Here is a 15,249-nt window from a genome sequence, read left to right as displayed (position 1 = left end):
TTTTTTATTGATCGTAGGAATGTAACAGCTCTTCACTCGCTGGCAGTCGCTACGCTCTCAAGCCGATACCCATACCCGTAAATCGTCAGCAGTTGCCAACCGCGATCAGCCGTCAGGCCCAGCTTGTTGCGCAGGCGATAAATATGAGTATCCAGGGGCCGGGAGGACAGGATTTCTTCATGGGTCCAGAAGCGCTCATACAAGTATTCACGGGATAAAGGCCGGCCCAGATTGGCGAACAGGCAGCGGGCGAGACGGTATTCCCGTTCGGTCAGGCTGATGGGGGTGGAGGCACGGGTGACGGTGAGTTCGGCGTCGTCGAATTGGAGGTCATTGAATGTCAGTATTTCAGTGGCCGCCGCGCGTTGCAGTCCATGTCGGCGAAGTACTGCGCTGACCCGCGCCATCAACTCGTTGGGACGAAACGGTTTGCTCACGTAATCGTCGGCCCCGGCGTTCAAGGCCTGGACGATATCGCTTTCGGTGTCGCGACTGGTGAGCATGATCGCAGCCGGTGGTGAGTCCATGTGTTCCCGGGTCCAGCGCAACAACGACAGGCCGCTGATATCGGGCAATTGCCAGTCGAGGATCAGCAGGTCGAAAGTTTCCCGGCGAAGTTGCCGTAACAAATCCTCTCCCCGCTCGAAACTGTGCAACGTCCACGCCTGCTCCCCCGTTACGGGGATCTGTCGCAGTGTCTGTTCCACCCGGCGGAGTTCGGCGGGTTCGTCATCCAGTATTGCGACACGCATGCCGAGTGTTTCCTTCATCTCGTAAGTGCAACGTTAAGAAAATTCCTGCGGGAGTTTAGGCTGATTGATTGAATCTGAACAATTGTGGCGAATTGCTGCGAACTTCCCAAGTGTGGATACGCTGATATCACTTAGCCGGTAGGTGATGAATGATCGGCAGAATGCTCAAGAGGGACTGTGGGGAAAAATGCGTCTAAAGATTCTCTTTAACGGGTTTACAAGATTGGCAGCGTTGATGTTGGCCGCGGGTCTCGGATTGGGATGCACCACGGTCCAGTCAACACCAGTCATCGAGCAGAATGTCGCGCCGCGTTACTTCGGCCCGGCAGAGACGAACACGGTGATGGGGGACTCGCCAGGTTTTGCCCCGGTGCACTCCGCACAGGTGGAAGCCGCCCAGCTCGACATTCCCTCGGCGCAACGTTGGGTGTTTTAGGCGCCTTCAGTCAATTCTGAACAAATATTGAGAATGACCGCGCAAGGTCGTTTATGCCGGTAAATTCATTTCGCTGAGCGGCACAGGGGCATTGGGATGTGCTCCGACGCAGGGAGCGTCAATGCCAAACTGCAGGACCGTCGATCGCCGGTTTTCGGCGGGTCTGCAGTTCAGGGGAAAACACAAGGAGTGCCTGCTCGGCTCCGACACAGGGATGTGTCATCTCATTTCCTTTGCTCCCATGGCTATCTGCCAGAGCATCCGGTCAGGTATCGTGCGTCAAGCGCGTGCGTTTCCCGGCATGATTTGTATAAGAGCATAAAAGCCAATCCATGAACCCCATGACCTTATTGCTCCCACGCCGTTCTGGCGTTTGTCTTTTACTGGTTGCCGGCTTGATGGGATTACTCACCCCGAGTGTATCGGCGGCTGGCGCCTCGGCAAAACGCCTGCCTTATATCGATGACAATCAACAATGTCGCGGCCAACCGCTGCCCGCGACTGTCGAGCATCTGACTGGCGAAGCCTGGAAACTGGATGCCAAAGGCAAACAGACGCCACTGCAAGAAGGCATGCCGATCGACGAGCAGGAAGGCGTCAAGACCTCGCCTTCGGCGTTTGTCAGCCTGTCCCTGGGCGATGGCTCGCGGGTAGTACTGCCTTCCAGTTCCCAGATCACGCTGCACCTCAATGAAGAACACTCGATCCCTCAGGTTATCCTCGAGCAGGGTCAGGTCGAGTCGTATGTGATCAAGCGTGCCAGCGACCATGATCGTTTTCAGATCGTCACGCCGGTCGGTGTACTGGGCGTACGGGGTACGCACTTCCGGGCGCGCAACGATGATGGTGGTCAGGCATTACTGGAAGTGCTGAACGGGCAAGTGGCGGTCAATCGTGATGAGGAACCGTCGCCCCCCCGCTCTGCCCGCTCCACTGCCAAACAGACTCAGGGCCTGGAGGGTGACGAAGTCCAGGTCATGGCCCGTCAGGGTTTGCGTATTCAGAAACAAGGCACGTTGACGCCAATCGACTTGTTACCCGCGCCACGTTTGTTGGGGCAAGCCGGTCAGACGGGTAATGTGCCTGTCTGGCAATTGATCATGAAGCCTATCGAGGGGGCCACGCGTTATCGGGCGCAAGTGGCCACTGACGCTGCTTTTCTGGACATCAAACAAGAACAGTTTTCCAGCACGCCCGAGGTCAAATTCAGCGGGCTGAAAGCGTTGTTCTATCATGTCCGTCTGTCGGCATATGACGCTCAGGGGTTAGAGGGAGAAACCGGGGTGTATGACATTTTCTATTACCCCAGGACCACGCGTGTCCAATAGCGCCCCGGCTGACGACCAATGAAGGGTCGCCCATGGAAGGACGGTCGCGAGCCGACCCAGGCTCAGCGGCTGTTTCGGCGGATGGTCCGCGAGTGGCTGTGGGTCAGCCTGATCCTGTTGCCGCTGACGGCGTTGCTGTCCATGAGCCAGGGCCTGACCTTGAGCCATCTGCTGTACGACAACCTGCGCCGGCTGAGTCCGCTGCCGGTGGACCCACGGATACTCATCGTCACGATCGACGACTACAGCTTGCAGCAGCTTGGCAAATGGCCCTGGTCGCGAGCGATGCACGCGCAATTGCTTGATCGGCTCAGCGCCGCGAACGTCAAAGGCATTCTGTTCGACGTGATTTTCAGCGAGCCCGATAGCCATCCCGGCAACGATCAGCTTCTGGCCCAGGCGGCTTGTCGTGCCGGGAATGTCTTCGTGCCGCTGCTGCGCGAAGGCGTGGCGCGTTATGGACAGCCTTTGGGGGAAATTGAACCGGTGGCGCCACTGAGCCATTGCGTCAAAGGCATCGGGCACATCAATGCCGAAGCAGATGCTGACGGGATCGTGCGCAGTGTGTATTTGAGCGAAGGGCCGGCACAACAAACACGCGTGCAACTGGCCTGGCTGCTGTACGAAGAGACCCTTGCCGACAAGGGAAATGTACCGATGCCCGGGGCCCCGGCCCTGTCGTCGCCGCAAGGCTGGCAGCGAGCCCACGAAATACGGATTCCTTTCATCCGTTCCGATGCGGGTTTTCCCAGTGTGCCCTACGTCAGCGTCTTGCGCGGTGAAGTCCCGCCCGAGTTGCTGCGCGATCGCTTGATCCTGATCGGTTCCACCGCGCCAGGCCTGGGGGACCGTTATGTGACACCGCAATCGGCGAGCATCGGCACCACCCCGGGTATCGAGATCCAGGCAAATATCCTCAACGGGCTGCTGCAACAGCGCAATATCGTGGTGGTCGATGAACGCTTGGCGGCGTTGTTATCAGTAGTGATTGTCGGTGAATTGCTGGGCCTGATGTTGGTGCGTCCCCGTCGCGCCCTTTGGCTGACCCTGGGGGCAATGGCGGTCGCGCTGCTGGGGTCGAGCCTGCTGCTACGTCTTGGCTGGTGGTGGTCACCGGCCGCGAGTCTGTTGGGTATGCTGTTGGGTTACCTGATCTGGAATTGGCGAAGGCTGAATGCGGTGCTCGCCTATTTCGGCTGGGAACTGGCGCGTCTGGACAGCGAACCGAAAGTCTTTCCCGAACGCCGCCGCACCCAAGCCCCGGCTGGCGATGTGCTGCAAGGGCAAATCGTTGCGCTGGAGCAGGCCATGAGCCGGACCCGCGACACCCGGCGCTTTATTGCCGATGGCCTTGAGTACCTGCCGGTGGCGACGCTGATCAGCGATCCGAACGGGCGGATTCTATTGGCCAACCGCAAGGCCCGAGAGATATTTTCCAGCAGCCTGGTGGGCGAGGACATGCTCGAGCAACTGAGCGAGTTGGGTTATCCGGTACAGTCCGATGGAGCGCTACCTGCGTTGTCGACCCTGGAGTTGCTGGAGTTTCGTGACACCCAGGCACGCAGCCTGCGTCTGGACCTGGCGCCGCTGTTGCCGGCCGAGGGCGACTCGGTGATTGGCTGGTTACTGAGCCTCACGGACTTGAGCGTCGAACGGGACGCCGAGGAACAGCGGGCCGTGTTGCTGCGTTTTCTGTCTCATGACCTGAGGGCCCCCCACTCGGCGATTCTGGCTTTGCTCGACGTTCAGCGGCATCAGGTGTCTGGCGACACTCAAGTGTTCAGTCAGATCGAGTTACAAGTGCGCAAGGCGCTGAATCTGACCGAGGCCTTTGTGCAGTTGGCAAAGGCTGAATCCGAGGCCTATCAGTTTCAGCCGAGCATGTTTGCCATGTTGTTGCTCGATACCTTCGACCAGGCCTCGAGCATTGCTCATCTGAAAAACATTCAATTGCTGCATGACCTCGACGAAGATGCTGAAGCCCTGGTTCTGGCCGATCAGTCGTTACTGACACGGGCACTGTTCAACCTGCTGGAAAACGCCATCAAGTACAGTCCGGCGGGTTCACGGATCTCCGTGCGGGTGAGTTGTGCCAAGGGTTGGTTGACGTGTGAGATCGCCGACCAGGGTCGAGGGATTGCCGTCGAAGAACTCCCGGAGTTGTTCAGTCAGTATCGACGCTTTGCATCGGCTCACGGCAGTGACGGCCTAGGGCTGGGGTTGTCCATGGTCAAGGCGGTGATGGATCGTCACGGCGGGCGGATTTCCTGTCATAGCGTAGTGGGGCAAGGTACGACGTTCAGCATCCAGCTGCCCCTGTTGAGCGAATGAGTCAAAGCCTTTTCACAGGCATAAAAAAACCGGCTATATATCAGCCGGTTTTTTTACGTCGTATAAAACTTATGCACGTTTTTCGGCGTTTTATTTGCTTTAGAAATATGTATATAAATCATAAGCTTAAACATTAAATACAGCGCTTTTCAACAAAACGGTACACAGGTTATCCACAGAATCTCAGACAACCACTTGATCGGTCGCACTCGGCGCCGCCGGGGCTGCTGGCAGCGAACCCATCTCGCGCTGCATCTGTTCGTTCCAGGCCTGCACCCGGTCATTCAGATCGGCAATGGCCCGTGGCCCGCTACCCTCGGCGTACATCGGAGCGCCGATGATCACGGTGATCACGCCCCGCTTTTTGGCCCAACCGGTTTTCGGCCAGAACTTGCCGGCATTGTGCGCAATCGGCAGAACGGGCAATGACGCATTGACGGCCAATGCGGTGCCGCCTCGGGAGAACTTGCCGATGGTGCCGTAGGGAACGCGAGTTCCTTCCGGGAAAATCAGCACCCAGACCTTGTCCTTGAGCAGTTCATCGCCCCTTTTCGCCACATGCTTGAGCGCGGCTTTCGGGTTGTCACGGTCGATGGCGATCGGCCGCAGCATGGCCATGGCCCAGCCGAAGAACGGCACGTAGAGCAGCTCGCGCTTGAGCACTTGGCTCAACGGTTCGAAGTAGGCCGAGAGAAAGAACGTCTCCCAGGTGCTCTGGTGGTTCGACTGAATCACGCAGGGCTGCTCAGGCACGTTTTCGGCACCCTTCACTTCGTAGCGGATACCCAGAAAGACTTTGCTCAACCACAAGGCGCAGCGGCACCAGTACACGTTGATAAAGCGATAACGCGCCTTGAACGGCAGAAACGGCGCGATAAAAAAGCTCAGGGTGCACCAGAGCAACGAACTGGTGCCCAGCAGCAGGTAAAAGAGGAAATTTCTGATGGCCTGCAGTATCGACATGGCGACATTTACCGTTGCGGGCACTGCCCGCCTATTCAAGCGCACTCCCGATCAGTCCTTGGCCAGGATGTCAGAAGAGCCTTAGTTGTGGATAAGTTCTGCGGCAATCGCCGCCAGATCGTCAAAAATCAAGGTGCCTGCCGGTAGGGTCTTGCCCTGAGTCTTTTCGCCTTTCCCGGTCTTTACCAAAACTGGCTGACAGTCGACGGCTTTGGCGGCCTCCAGGTCACCGAGAGTATCGCCGACGAACCATAGATTCGTCAGCGAAACGTTGTAATGCGCGGCGATGGTTTTCAACATCCCCGGTTTTGGCTTGCGGCAATCGCAGCCATCGTCTGGCCCGTGCGGGCAATAGACGATCAGCCCGACTTCGCCGCCCTGCTCCGCCACCAACTCGCGCAAGCGAGCGTGCATGGTCTCCAGGGTGGCGATGTCGTAATAGCCGCGAGCGATGCCTGACTGGTTGGTGGCGACCGCCACCGTCCAGCCGGCCTTGCTCAACTGCGCGATCGCTTCGATCGAACCGGGGAGTGGAATCCACTCCTCCACCGACTTGATGTACGCGTCGGAGTCGTAATTGATCACCCCGTCCCGATCGAGAATCAGCAGTTTCAACAGCAGCCCCTCAGCCCAGCAACGAAATGTCGGCGACGCCGAGGAACAAGCCACGCAGACGCGCCAGCAGCGCATAGCGGTTGGCTCGCACCTTGGCGTCTTCGGCGTTGACCATCACTGCTTCGAAGAACGCATCCACCGGCTCGCGCAATGCGGCCAGACGCGCCAGCGATTCGCTGTACTGACGGGCAGCGGCCATTGGCTGCACAGCCTGGTCTGCCTGCTGGATCGCCGAATACAGCGAGAACTCGTTGGCGTTGTCGAAGTATTTGGCTTCAACGACCGTCGGCACGGAGCCTTCGATCTTGCTCAACAGGTTCGACACGCGCTTGTTCACGGCGGCCAGGGCAGCAGCTTCCGGCAATTTGCGGAACGCTTCTACCGCTTGTACGCGCTGGTCGAAGTCCAGGGCCGAACCCGGCTTCAAGGCACGTACCGACAGGTAGGTCGCGACGTCCACGCCTTCGTCTTCGTAACGGGCACGCAGACGGTCGAAGATGAACTCCAGCACCGCGTCATTGAGGCCGGCAGCCTTGACCTTGGCACCGAACGCATTCACGGCGAAGGCCACGGCGTCGTTCAGGTCGAGGTCGAGTTTCTTGTCGATCAGGATCCGCAACACACCCAGTGCGGCACGGCGCAGGGCATACGGGTCTTTGCTGCCGGTCGGCAGCATGCCGATACCGAAAATGCCCACCAGGGTGTCGAGCTTGTCGGCGATGGCAACGGCCGCACCGGTCAGGGTGGTCGGCAGTTCAGCGCCGGCACCGCGCGGCATGTACTGCTCGTTCAGCGCCAGGGCGACGTCTTCCGGCTCGCCGTCGTTGAGGGCGTAGTAGTAACCGGCGACACCTTGCATCTCCGGGAACTCACCGACCATTTCGGTCGCCAGGTCGCACTTGGACAGCAGGCCGGCACGGGCCGCCCAGGAAGCGTTACCGCCGATGCGAGCGGCAATGTAGGCCGCCAGCTTCGACACGCGCTCGGCCTTGTCGTAGACGCTGCCGAGTTTTTCCTGGAACACCACGTTCTGCAGACGCAGATTGAATTCTTCGAGTTTTTGCTTCTTGTCTTGCTTGAAGAAGAACTCGGCGTCGGTCAGGCGTGGGCGAACCACTTTCTCGTTACCGGCGATGATCTGCTGCGCATCCTTGCTTTCGATGTTGGCCACGGTAATGAAACGTGGCAGCAACTTGCCGTCAGCATCCAGCAGGCAGAAGTACTTCTGGTTGTCCTGCATGGTGGTGATCAGCGCTTCCTGCGGCACGTCGAGGAAACGTTCTTCGAACGAGCACACCAGCGGCACTGGCCATTCAACCAGCGCAGTCACTTCGTCGAGCAAGGCTTGCGGAACGATCGCCGTACCTTCCTGCATCGTCGCCAGTTCTTCGGTGCGCTTGCTGATCAGTTCGCGACGCTCGTTGGCGTCGGCCAGTACATAAGCGGCACGCAGATCGTTCAGGTAGTTGGCTGGCGAGGTGATGCGCACGCTTTCCGGGTGGTGGAAGCGGTGACCACGGGAATCGCGGCCGGCCTTCTGGGCGAGGATGGTGCAGTCGATGACGTGGTCACCGAGCAGCATCACCAGCCATTGGGTCGGGCGAACGAATTCTTCCTTGCGGGCACCCCAGCGCATGCGCTTGGGGATCGGCAGGTCGTTCAGGGAATCTTCGACGATGGTCGGCATCAGGCTTGCGGTCGGCTTGCCGGCGATGTTTTGGCTGTAGCGCAGCTTCGGGCCGCTCTGATCGATTTCGCTCAGCTCTACGCCGCACTTCTTGGCGAAGCCCAGGGCCGCTTGAGTCGGGTTGCCTTCGGCATCGAATGCAGCCTGACGTGGCGGGCCGTCGAGGTTGATGCTGCGATCCGGCTGCTGGGTTGCCAGCGCGGTAATCAGCACCGCCAGGCGACGCGGCGCGGCGTAGACGGTTTTGCTCTCGTAGTTCAGGCCAGCGGCTTGCAGGCCTTTGTCGATACCGGCCAGGAATGCGTCGGCCAGGGTATTCAGGGCTTTGGGTGGCAGTTCTTCGGTGCCCAGTTCAACCAGAAAATCTTGAGCACTCATTGTGCAGCCTCCAGCTTGGCCAGTACTTCATCACGCAGGTCCGGGGTCGCCATCGGGAAGCCGAGCTTGGCGCGAGCCAGCAGGTAGGCTTGCGCGACGGAACGCGCCAGGGTGCGTACACGCAGAATGTATTGCTGACGCGCGGTCACCGAGATCGCTCGGCGCGCATCCAGCAGGTTGAAGGTGTGGGAAGCCTTCAACACCATTTCGTAGCTCGGCAACGGCAGTGGCTGATCGAGTTCGATCAGGCGCTTGGCTTCGCTTTCGTAGAAGTCGAACAGTTCGAACAGCTTCTCGACGTTGGCGTGTTCGAAGTTGTAGGTCGACTGCTCCACTTCGTTCTGGTGGAACACGTCGCCGTAGGTCACCTTGCCGAACGGACCGTCAGCCCAGACCAGGTCGTAGACCGAGTCCACGCCTTGCAGGTACATGGCCAGACGCTCCAGACCGTAAGTGATCTCGCCGGTCACCGGGTAGCACTCGATGCCGCCCGCTTGCTGGAAGTAAGTGAACTGCGTCACTTCCATGCCGTTGAGCCAGACTTCCCAGCCCAGACCCCAGGCGCCCAGCGTTGGCGACTCCCAGTTGTCTTCGACGAAACGGATGTCATGCACCAATGGGTCGAGGCCCACGTGCTTGAGGGAGCCCAGGTACAGTTCCTGGAAGTTGTCCGGGTTCGGCTTCAGCACTACCTGGAACTGATAGTAGTGCTGCAGACGGTTCGGGTTTTCGCCGTAGCGGCCGTCAGTCGGGCGACGACTGGGCTGCACATAAGCGGCGTTCCAGGTTTCCGGGCCGATGGCGCGCAGGAATGTGGCAGTGTGGAAAGTGCCGGCGCCTACTTCCATATCGTAGGGCTGAAGTACCACGCAACCTTGCTCGGCCCAGTATTGCTGGAGGGCGAGGATCAAGTCTTGGAAGGTACGCACGGCTGGCGTAGGCTGGCTCACGAAATTCACCTGTTTCTTGGGCTGCGATTTAAAGAGCGGGAGTATACCCGATTCGGTCCTGCGCACGCCCCCTGGAGCCTTATGCCACGCTGCTTTTGGTGTACCGAAGATCCGCTGTACATGGCTTATCACGATCAGGAGTGGGGCACGCCGCTACGCGATGCGCAGGGTTTGTTCGAGTTGCTTTTGCTCGAAGGGTTCCAGGCCGGGCTTTCCTGGATCACTGTATTGCGCAAGCGAGAGCGTTATCGCAAGGTGCTGTTCGGCTTCGACGTACAGCGTGTGGCGCAGATGAGCGATGCGGAAATCGATGAACTGATGCTCGATCCGGGGATCATCCGCAATCGTCTCAAACTCAACGCGGCCCGGCGCAATGCCCAGGCCTGGCTGGAGCTGGAAGACCCGGTGGCGTTTCTCTGGTCGTTCGTCGGCGGCACGCCGGTGATCAATCATTTCAAGGATCGCAGTGAAGTGCCGGCGGTGACACCGGCCGCCATCGAGATGAGCAAAGGCCTGAAAAAAGCCGGCTTCACGTTCGTCGGCCCGACCATTTGTTACGCGCTGATGCAGGCTTCAGGCATGGTCATGGACCACACCCTGGATTGCGATCGCTACGCTACGTTGGCGAACGGCGGTTAGAATAGCCGCCTCGCGCACAGCACAAGATCAGGAGTGACCTGTGGATAAGTTTAAAGGCGCCTTGCTGGTAGGCGCTCTGCGGCTGTTTGCCTTGCTGCCATGGCGGGCAGTGCAAGCGGTGGGTTCGGCGATTGGCTGGATCATGTGGAAAACCCCCAACCGTTCCCGCGACGTGGTGCGGATCAACCTCGCCAAGTGCTTTCCGCAAATGGACCCGGCCGAGCGCGAGCGTCTGGTGGGGCAAAGCCTGAAAGACATCGGCAAGTCTCTGACTGAAAGCGCCTGCGCGTGGATCTGGCCAGCCCAGCGTTCCATTGACCTGGTACGCGAAGTCGAAGGCCTCGACGTTTTGAAAGAGGCGTTGGCGTCTGGCAAAGGTGTGGTTGGCATCACCAGCCACCTGGGCAACTGGGAGGTGTTGAACCACTTCTATTGCAGCCAGTGCAAACCGATCATTTTCTACCGCCCGCCAAAACTGAAGGCGGTGGATGAGTTGCTGCGCAAGCAGCGAGTGCAATTGGGTAACCGGGTGGCGGCTTCCACCAAGGAAGGGATCCTCAGCGTGATCAAGGAAGTGCGCAAGGGTGGCGCGGTGGGCATTCCGGCTGACCCGGAACCGGCCGAATCCGCCGGGATCTTCGTGCCGTTCTTCGCCACTCAGGCCCTGACCAGCAAATTCGTGCCGAACATGCTGGCCGGCGGCAAAGCGGTCGGCGTATTCCTGCATGCCCTGCGCCTGCCGGACGGTTCAGGATACAAAGTGATCCTCGAAGCTGCGCCAGAGGCCATGTACAGCACCGATACCGAAACCTCCTGCGCGGCCATGAGCCAGGTGGTCGAGCGCTATGTACGGGCTTATCCGAGCCAGTACATGTGGAGCATGAAGCGCTTCAAGAAGCGTCCACCGGGTGAAGCTCGCTGGTATTGAGGCTGCTGTGGATAACTCCGTAGGCTGCGATCTATTGATCTTGGCCTGCGTTACCGCTGATCAGTGCGCCTGTCGCTCAAGCTTTTTCAGAAACACCGTCATCTCCTTCTCTGCCTGTTTGTCGCCATGGGCGCGGGCAGCTTCCAGACCCTGCTCCCAGGACTGTCGCGCCGCCGCGTAATCCGCCAGCGCCAGATGGGCCTTGCCCAACAGCTTCCAGGCTGCCGAATACTTCGGATCGAACTCGACGCAGCGCTGGAAATGCTCTGCGGCCTTGGCGTTTTCCCCAAGGTCCAGATACCCCTTGCCCAGGCCGAAGCGCAGCAATGAGTTATCCACACCCTTGGCGAGCATTTTTTCCAGGGATTCGATCATTGGGTGGCACCTCTGGTTTTTTGGGGGAGTTCGAAATCGCCTTCGCGGGCAAGCCTCGCTCCTACACGGTTCAGTCGTTCGCATAATAGCTGGACGGCTCAAACCTGTAGGAGCGAGGCTTGACCGCGAAGAGGCCTTCGGATCAGAAGAAGCTCAACCCCACATGGAACAGCTTCTCCACATCCCGAATATGCTTCTTATCCACAAGGAACAGAATTACATGGTCGCCGGTTTCGATCACGGTGTCGTCGTGGGCGATGATCACTTCTTCGTCGCGGATGATCGCGCCGATGGTGGTGCCCGGTGGCAGGCCGATGTTTTCGATAGCCTTGCCGATCACCTTGCTCGACTTCGCATCGCCGTGGGCAATCGCCTCGATGGCTTCCGCCGCGCCCCGGCGCAATGAGTGCACGCTGACGATGTCCCCGCGCCGGACGTGGGCCAGCAAGGTGCCGATGGTCGCCAGTTGCGGACTGATGGCGATGTCGATGTCGCCGCCCTGGATAAGGTCGACGTAGGCCGGGTTGTTGATGATCGTCATCACTTTCTTCGCGCCCAGGCGCTTGGCCAGCAGCGACGACATGATGTTGGCTTCGTCGTCGTTGGTCAGGGCGAGGAAAATATCGGCGTCGGCGATGTTCTCTTCCAGCAGCAGATCCCGGTCTGAAGCACTGCCCTGCAACACCACGGTGCTGTCGAGGTTGTCCGAGAGGTAGCGGCAGCGGGCCGGGTTCATCTCGATGATCTTCACCTGGTAACGGCTTTCGATGGCCTCGGCCAGGCGTTCACCGATCTGCCCGCCACCGGCGATGACGATGCGTTTGTAGCTTTCATCGAGGCGGCGCATTTCGCTCATCACTGCACGAATGTTCGCTTTGGCGGCGATGAAAAACACTTCATCGTCAGCCTCGATCACCGTATTGCCCTGGGGCAGGATCGGCCGGTCACGACGGAAAATCGCCGCCACACGGGTTTCGACATTCGGCATGTGTTCGCGTAACTGGCGCAATTGCTGGCCCACCAGCGGCCCGCCGTAGTACGCCTTGACCGCTACCAGCTGCGCTTTGCCTTCGGCGAAGTCGATCACCTGCAATGCGCCCGGATGCTGGATCAGGCGCTTGATGTAATTGGTGACTACCTGTTCCGGACTGATCAGCACGTCGACCGGAATCGCTTCATTGTCGAACAGTTCGGTACGGGTCAGGTACGCGGCTTCGCGGACCCGGGCGATCTTGGTGGGGGTGTGGAACAGGGTGTGGGCGACCTGGCAGGCGACCATGTTGGTTTCGTCACTGTTGGTCACGGCCACCAGCATGTCGGCGTCGTCGGCACCGGCCTGCCTCAGTACGGTTGGCAGCGAGCCGCGACCCTGCACGGTGCGGATGTCCAGCCGATCGCCGAGGTCGCGCAGGCGTTCGCCATCGGTGTCGACCACGGTGATGTCGTTGGCCTCGCTGGCCAAGTGTTCTGCCAGCGAACCGCCGACCTGCCCTGCGCCGAGGATGATGATCTTCATCCAGTCACTCCCTTAAACCCGGTTAACCGCGTGCGGCGGCAATCTTGATCAGCTTGGCGTAGTAGAACCCGTCGTGGCCGCCTTCCTGGGCCAGCAACTGGCGACCATGGGGCTGCTTGATGCCGGCCGCCGTGGCGAGGTCCAGTTCACGGGCGCCTGGCGTGCGGGCGAGGAACGCTTCGATGACTTCGGTGTTTTCGGTCGGCAGCGTGGAACAGGTGGCGTAAAGCAGAATGCCGCCCACTTCCAGGGTTATCCACATGGCGTCGAGCAGTTCGCCCTGAAGCACCGCCAGTGCGGCGATGTCGTCGGGTTGGCGGGTCAGTTTGATGTCCGGGTGACGACGGATCACCCCGGTGGCCGAGCATGGCGCGTCGAGCAGAATGCGCTGGAACGGCTTGCCGTCCCACCAGGTGGCGGTGTCGCGACCGTCGGCGGCGATCAGTTCGGCGCTCAGGCCCAGTCGCTCGAGGTTTTCCCGTACCCGCACCAGACGCTTGGCTTCCAGATCCACAGCCACCACGCCGGCCAGTTTGGGCTCGGCCTCAAGGATGTGGCAGGTCTTGCCGCCCGGTGCGCAGCAGGCATCCAGCACCCGTTGACCCGGCGCCAGGTCCAGTAGATCGGCGGCCAATTGCGCGGCTTCGTCTTGCACGCTGATCCAGCCTTCGGCAAAACCCGGCAGGCTGCGCACGTCGGCGGCGGCGTCGAGAATGATGCCGTCCCGACTGTAAACGCACGGCGTGGCAGCGATACCCGCCTCAGTCAGCAAACCGAGGTAGGCATCGCGAGTGTGATGACGACGGTTGACCCGCAGAATCATCGGCGGGTGTGCGTTGTTCGCTGCGCAAATGGCTTCCCATTGTTCAGGCCAGAAGGCCTTGAGGGATTTTTGCAGCCAGCGCGGGTGGGCGGTGCGCACCACCGGGTCGCGTTCCAGCTCGGCCAGCAGCGCTTCGCTTTCCCGTTGGGCGCGGCGCAGCACGGCGTTGAGCAAGGCTTTGGCCCACGGCTTTTTCAGCTTGTCGGCGCAACCGACGGTTTCGCCGATGGCGGCGTGAGCCGGGACGCGGGTATAGAGCAGCTGATAAAGCCCCACCAGCAACAGCGCCTCGACATCGGCATCAGCCGCCTTGAACGGTTTCTGCAGCAATTTGGCCGCCAGCGCCGACAAACGCGGCTGCCAGCGAGCCGTGCCGAAGGCCAAGTCCTGGGTGAAGCCGCGATCGCGGTCTTCAACCTTGTCCATTTGTGTCGGCAGAGAACTGTTGAGTGAAGCTTTTCCGTTAAGAACTGCAGCAAGTGCCTTGGCGGCGGCCAGACGTGGGTTCATTGAGCGTCTGCCGTTTGACCGAGGACGGTGCCGACGGCGAATTTCTCACGACGGCTGTTGAACAAGTCGCTGAAGTTCAGTGCTTTGCCGCCGGGTAATTGCAGACGGGTCAGAACCAGCGCTTGTTCACCGCAGGCGACGATCAAGCCGTCCTTGCTGGCACTGAGGATTTCACCCGGCGCGCCCTGCCCTTCGGCCAAGCCTGCGGCCAACACTTTCAGCGCTTCGCCGTTCAGCGTGCTGTGGCAGATAGGCCATGGATTGAAGGCGCGAACCAGACGCTCCAGCTCAACCGCCGGGCGGTTCCAGTCGATGCGCGCTTCGTCCTTGTTCAATTTGTGTGCGTAGGTGGCGAGGCTGTCGTCCTGCACTTCGCCTTCCAGTGTGCCCGCAGCCAGGCCGGCAATCGCCTGGATCACGGCCGGTGGGCCCATCTCTGCGAGGCGATCGTGGAGGCTGCCGCCGGTGTCTTCGGCGCTGATCGGCGTGGTGACCTTGAGCAGCATCGGCCCGGTATCGAGGCCGGCTTCCATGCGCATCACGGTCACGCCGCTTTCGCTGTCGCCCGCTTCAACGGCACGCTGGATCGGCGCCGCACCGCGCCAGCGTGGCAGCAAGGAGGCGTGGCTGTTGATGCAACCCAGGCGCGGAATATCCAGCACCACTTGCGGCAGGATCAGGCCGTAGGCGACCACCACCATCAAATCCGGTTTCAGCGCGGCCAGTTCCGCCTGAGCGTCTTCGTTGCGCAGGGTTGGCGGTTGCAACACCTGGATGTTGTGCTCCAGAGCCAATTGCTTGACCGGGCTTGGCATCAGCTTCTGCCCACGGCCCGCCGGACGGTCCGGTTGGGTGTAGACCGCAACGATCTCGTAAGGACTGCCCAGCAGGGCCTTGAGGTGTTCGGCGGCGAATTCCGGGGTGCCGGCAAAGACAATGCGCAGTGGCTCAGTCATGGAAGCTCTCAATTGCAAAGCATCTTGAAAAGAAAAAGGCTTGCCGCGGCAAGCCTTTGAAA

14 protein-coding genes are annotated in these 15,249 nt (G+C 60.1%); 5 read left to right on the top strand and 9 right to left on the bottom strand.

What is annotated here, in order from left to right:
* Nucleotides 1–32: 32 nt before the first annotated feature.
* A complete protein-coding gene (locus tag AC30D7_RS22870) occupies nucleotides 33–752 on the bottom strand; it encodes a response regulator transcription factor (protein WP_490135579.1) in 720 nt (239 codons plus the stop codon).
* A gap of 145 nt (nucleotides 753–897) precedes the next feature.
* Here AC30D7_RS22870 and AC30D7_RS22865 point away from each other — a divergent pair, with 145 nt between their 5' ends.
* The 3 genes from AC30D7_RS22865 to AC30D7_RS22855 all read left to right on the top strand — a co-directional run bounded on the left by AC30D7_RS22865 (nucleotide 898) and on the right by AC30D7_RS22855 (nucleotide 4,847).
* Nucleotides 898–1,188 (top strand): hypothetical protein, encoded by a 291-nt coding sequence (locus tag AC30D7_RS22865; RefSeq protein ID WP_490135578.1) that lies wholly within the window; start codon nucleotides 898–900, stop codon nucleotides 1,186–1,188.
* Between the two features lie 398 nt (nucleotides 1,189–1,586).
* Nucleotides 1,587–2,516, top strand: a complete 930-nt coding sequence (locus tag AC30D7_RS22860; protein ID WP_490135577.1) for a FecR family protein — start codon at nucleotides 1,587–1,589, stop codon at nucleotides 2,514–2,516.
* An 18-nt stretch (nucleotides 2,517–2,534) separates the two neighbouring features.
* Nucleotides 2,535–4,847: a CHASE2 domain-containing protein gene (locus tag AC30D7_RS22855; protein ID WP_490135576.1), complete on the top strand. Its 2,313-nt coding sequence runs from the start codon at nucleotides 2,535–2,537 to the stop codon at nucleotides 4,845–4,847.
* Between the two features lie 183 nt (nucleotides 4,848–5,030).
* On the opposite strand, the gene AC30D7_RS22850 is transcribed toward AC30D7_RS22855, so the two are convergent.
* The 4 genes from AC30D7_RS22850 to glyQ form a co-directional block, all read right to left on the bottom strand.
* The gene (locus tag AC30D7_RS22850; RefSeq protein WP_490135575.1) at nucleotides 5,031–5,810 is read right to left on the bottom strand and encodes a lysophospholipid acyltransferase family protein; all 780 of its coding nucleotides are present in this window, start codon (nucleotides 5,808–5,810) and stop codon (nucleotides 5,031–5,033) included.
* A gap of 81 nt (nucleotides 5,811–5,891) precedes the next feature.
* Nucleotides 5,892–6,431 carry a D-glycero-beta-D-manno-heptose 1,7-bisphosphate 7-phosphatase gene (gene gmhB / locus AC30D7_RS22845; protein WP_167331188.1) on the bottom strand — a complete coding sequence of 180 codons (540 nt, stop codon included), beginning with the start codon at nucleotides 6,429–6,431 and terminating at the stop codon, nucleotides 5,892–5,894.
* A 4-nt stretch (nucleotides 6,432–6,435) separates the two neighbouring features.
* A complete protein-coding gene (glyS, locus tag AC30D7_RS22840; RefSeq protein ID WP_490135574.1) occupies nucleotides 6,436–8,490 on the bottom strand; it encodes a glycine--tRNA ligase subunit beta in 2,055 nt (684 codons plus the stop codon).
* Nucleotides 8,487–9,440: a glycine--tRNA ligase subunit alpha gene (gene glyQ / locus AC30D7_RS22835; protein ID WP_003213601.1), complete on the bottom strand. Its 954-nt coding sequence runs from the start codon at nucleotides 9,438–9,440 to the stop codon at nucleotides 8,487–8,489. The genes glyS and glyQ overlap by 4 nt, the downstream gene beginning before the upstream one ends.
* A gap of 81 nt (nucleotides 9,441–9,521) precedes the next feature.
* On the opposite strand from glyQ, the gene tag reads away from it, so the two are divergent.
* Together tag and AC30D7_RS22825 are read left to right on the top strand one after the other, a co-directional pair.
* Nucleotides 9,522–10,079 (top strand): DNA-3-methyladenine glycosylase I, encoded by a 558-nt coding sequence (tag, locus tag AC30D7_RS22830; RefSeq protein WP_490135573.1) that lies wholly within the window; start codon nucleotides 9,522–9,524, stop codon nucleotides 10,077–10,079.
* Between the two features lie 40 nt (nucleotides 10,080–10,119).
* The gene (locus AC30D7_RS22825; protein WP_490135572.1) at nucleotides 10,120–11,007 is read left to right on the top strand and encodes a lysophospholipid acyltransferase; all 888 of its coding nucleotides are present in this window, start codon (nucleotides 10,120–10,122) and stop codon (nucleotides 11,005–11,007) included.
* 60 nt (nucleotides 11,008–11,067) lie between these two features.
* Here the strand turns inward: AC30D7_RS22825 and AC30D7_RS22820 are convergent, their stop codons facing one another.
* The 4 genes from AC30D7_RS22820 to fmt all read right to left on the bottom strand — a co-directional run bounded on the left by AC30D7_RS22820 (nucleotide 11,068) and on the right by fmt (nucleotide 15,187).
* Nucleotides 11,068–11,382 carry a tetratricopeptide repeat protein gene (locus tag AC30D7_RS22820; RefSeq protein WP_490135571.1) on the bottom strand — a complete coding sequence of 105 codons (315 nt, stop codon included), beginning with the start codon at nucleotides 11,380–11,382 and terminating at the stop codon, nucleotides 11,068–11,070.
* Nucleotides 11,383–11,524: 142 nt separating this feature from the next.
* A complete protein-coding gene (trkA, locus tag AC30D7_RS22815) occupies nucleotides 11,525–12,898 on the bottom strand; it encodes a Trk system potassium transporter TrkA (RefSeq protein ID WP_490135570.1) in 1,374 nt (457 codons plus the stop codon).
* Nucleotides 12,899–12,920: 22 nt separating this feature from the next.
* Nucleotides 12,921–14,231 (bottom strand): 16S rRNA (cytosine(967)-C(5))-methyltransferase RsmB, encoded by a 1,311-nt coding sequence (gene rsmB, locus AC30D7_RS22810; protein ID WP_490135569.1) that lies wholly within the window; start codon nucleotides 14,229–14,231, stop codon nucleotides 12,921–12,923.
* Complete coding sequence (gene fmt, locus AC30D7_RS22805) at nucleotides 14,228–15,187, bottom strand: methionyl-tRNA formyltransferase (RefSeq protein ID WP_490135568.1); 960 nt, start codon at nucleotides 15,185–15,187, stop codon at nucleotides 14,228–14,230. Before fmt ends, rsmB begins: the two co-directional genes overlap by 4 nt.
* Nucleotides 15,188–15,249: the final 62 nt, after the last annotated feature.

It is taken from the genome of Pseudomonas sp. DF5, assembly GCF_058148225.1.
This window is presented reverse-complemented; position numbering and strand designations above follow the sequence as displayed.

Excerpts from the sequence above, each read along its gene's own strand:
- glyS (WP_490135574.1), bottom strand. The coding sequence starts at position 8,490 with ATGAGTGCTCAAGATTTTCTGGTTGAACTGGGCACCGAAGAACTGCCA.
- AC30D7_RS22870 (WP_490135579.1), bottom strand. The coding sequence starts at position 752 with ATGCGTGTCGCAATACTGGATGACGAACCCGCCGAACTCCGCCGGGTG.
- AC30D7_RS22865 (WP_490135578.1), top strand. The coding sequence starts at position 898 with ATGAATGATCGGCAGAATGCTCAAGAGGGACTGTGGGGAAAAATGCGT.
- AC30D7_RS22860 (WP_490135577.1), top strand. The coding sequence starts at position 1,587 with ATGGGATTACTCACCCCGAGTGTATCGGCGGCTGGCGCCTCGGCAAAA.
- AC30D7_RS22855 (WP_490135576.1), top strand. The coding sequence starts at position 2,535 with ATGAAGGGTCGCCCATGGAAGGACGGTCGCGAGCCGACCCAGGCTCAG.
- fmt (WP_490135568.1), bottom strand. The coding sequence starts at position 15,187 with ATGACTGAGCCACTGCGCATTGTCTTTGCCGGCACCCCGGAATTCGCC.
- tag (WP_490135573.1), top strand. The coding sequence starts at position 9,522 with ATGCCACGCTGCTTTTGGTGTACCGAAGATCCGCTGTACATGGCTTAT.
- AC30D7_RS22820 (WP_490135571.1), bottom strand. The coding sequence starts at position 11,382 with ATGATCGAATCCCTGGAAAAAATGCTCGCCAAGGGTGTGGATAACTCA.
- AC30D7_RS22850 (WP_490135575.1), bottom strand. The coding sequence starts at position 5,810 with ATGTCGATACTGCAGGCCATCAGAAATTTCCTCTTTTACCTGCTGCTG.
- rsmB (WP_490135569.1), bottom strand. The coding sequence starts at position 14,231 with ATGAACCCACGTCTGGCCGCCGCCAAGGCACTTGCTGCAGTTCTTAAC.
- trkA (WP_490135570.1), bottom strand. The coding sequence starts at position 12,898 with ATGAAGATCATCATCCTCGGCGCAGGGCAGGTCGGCGGTTCGCTGGCA.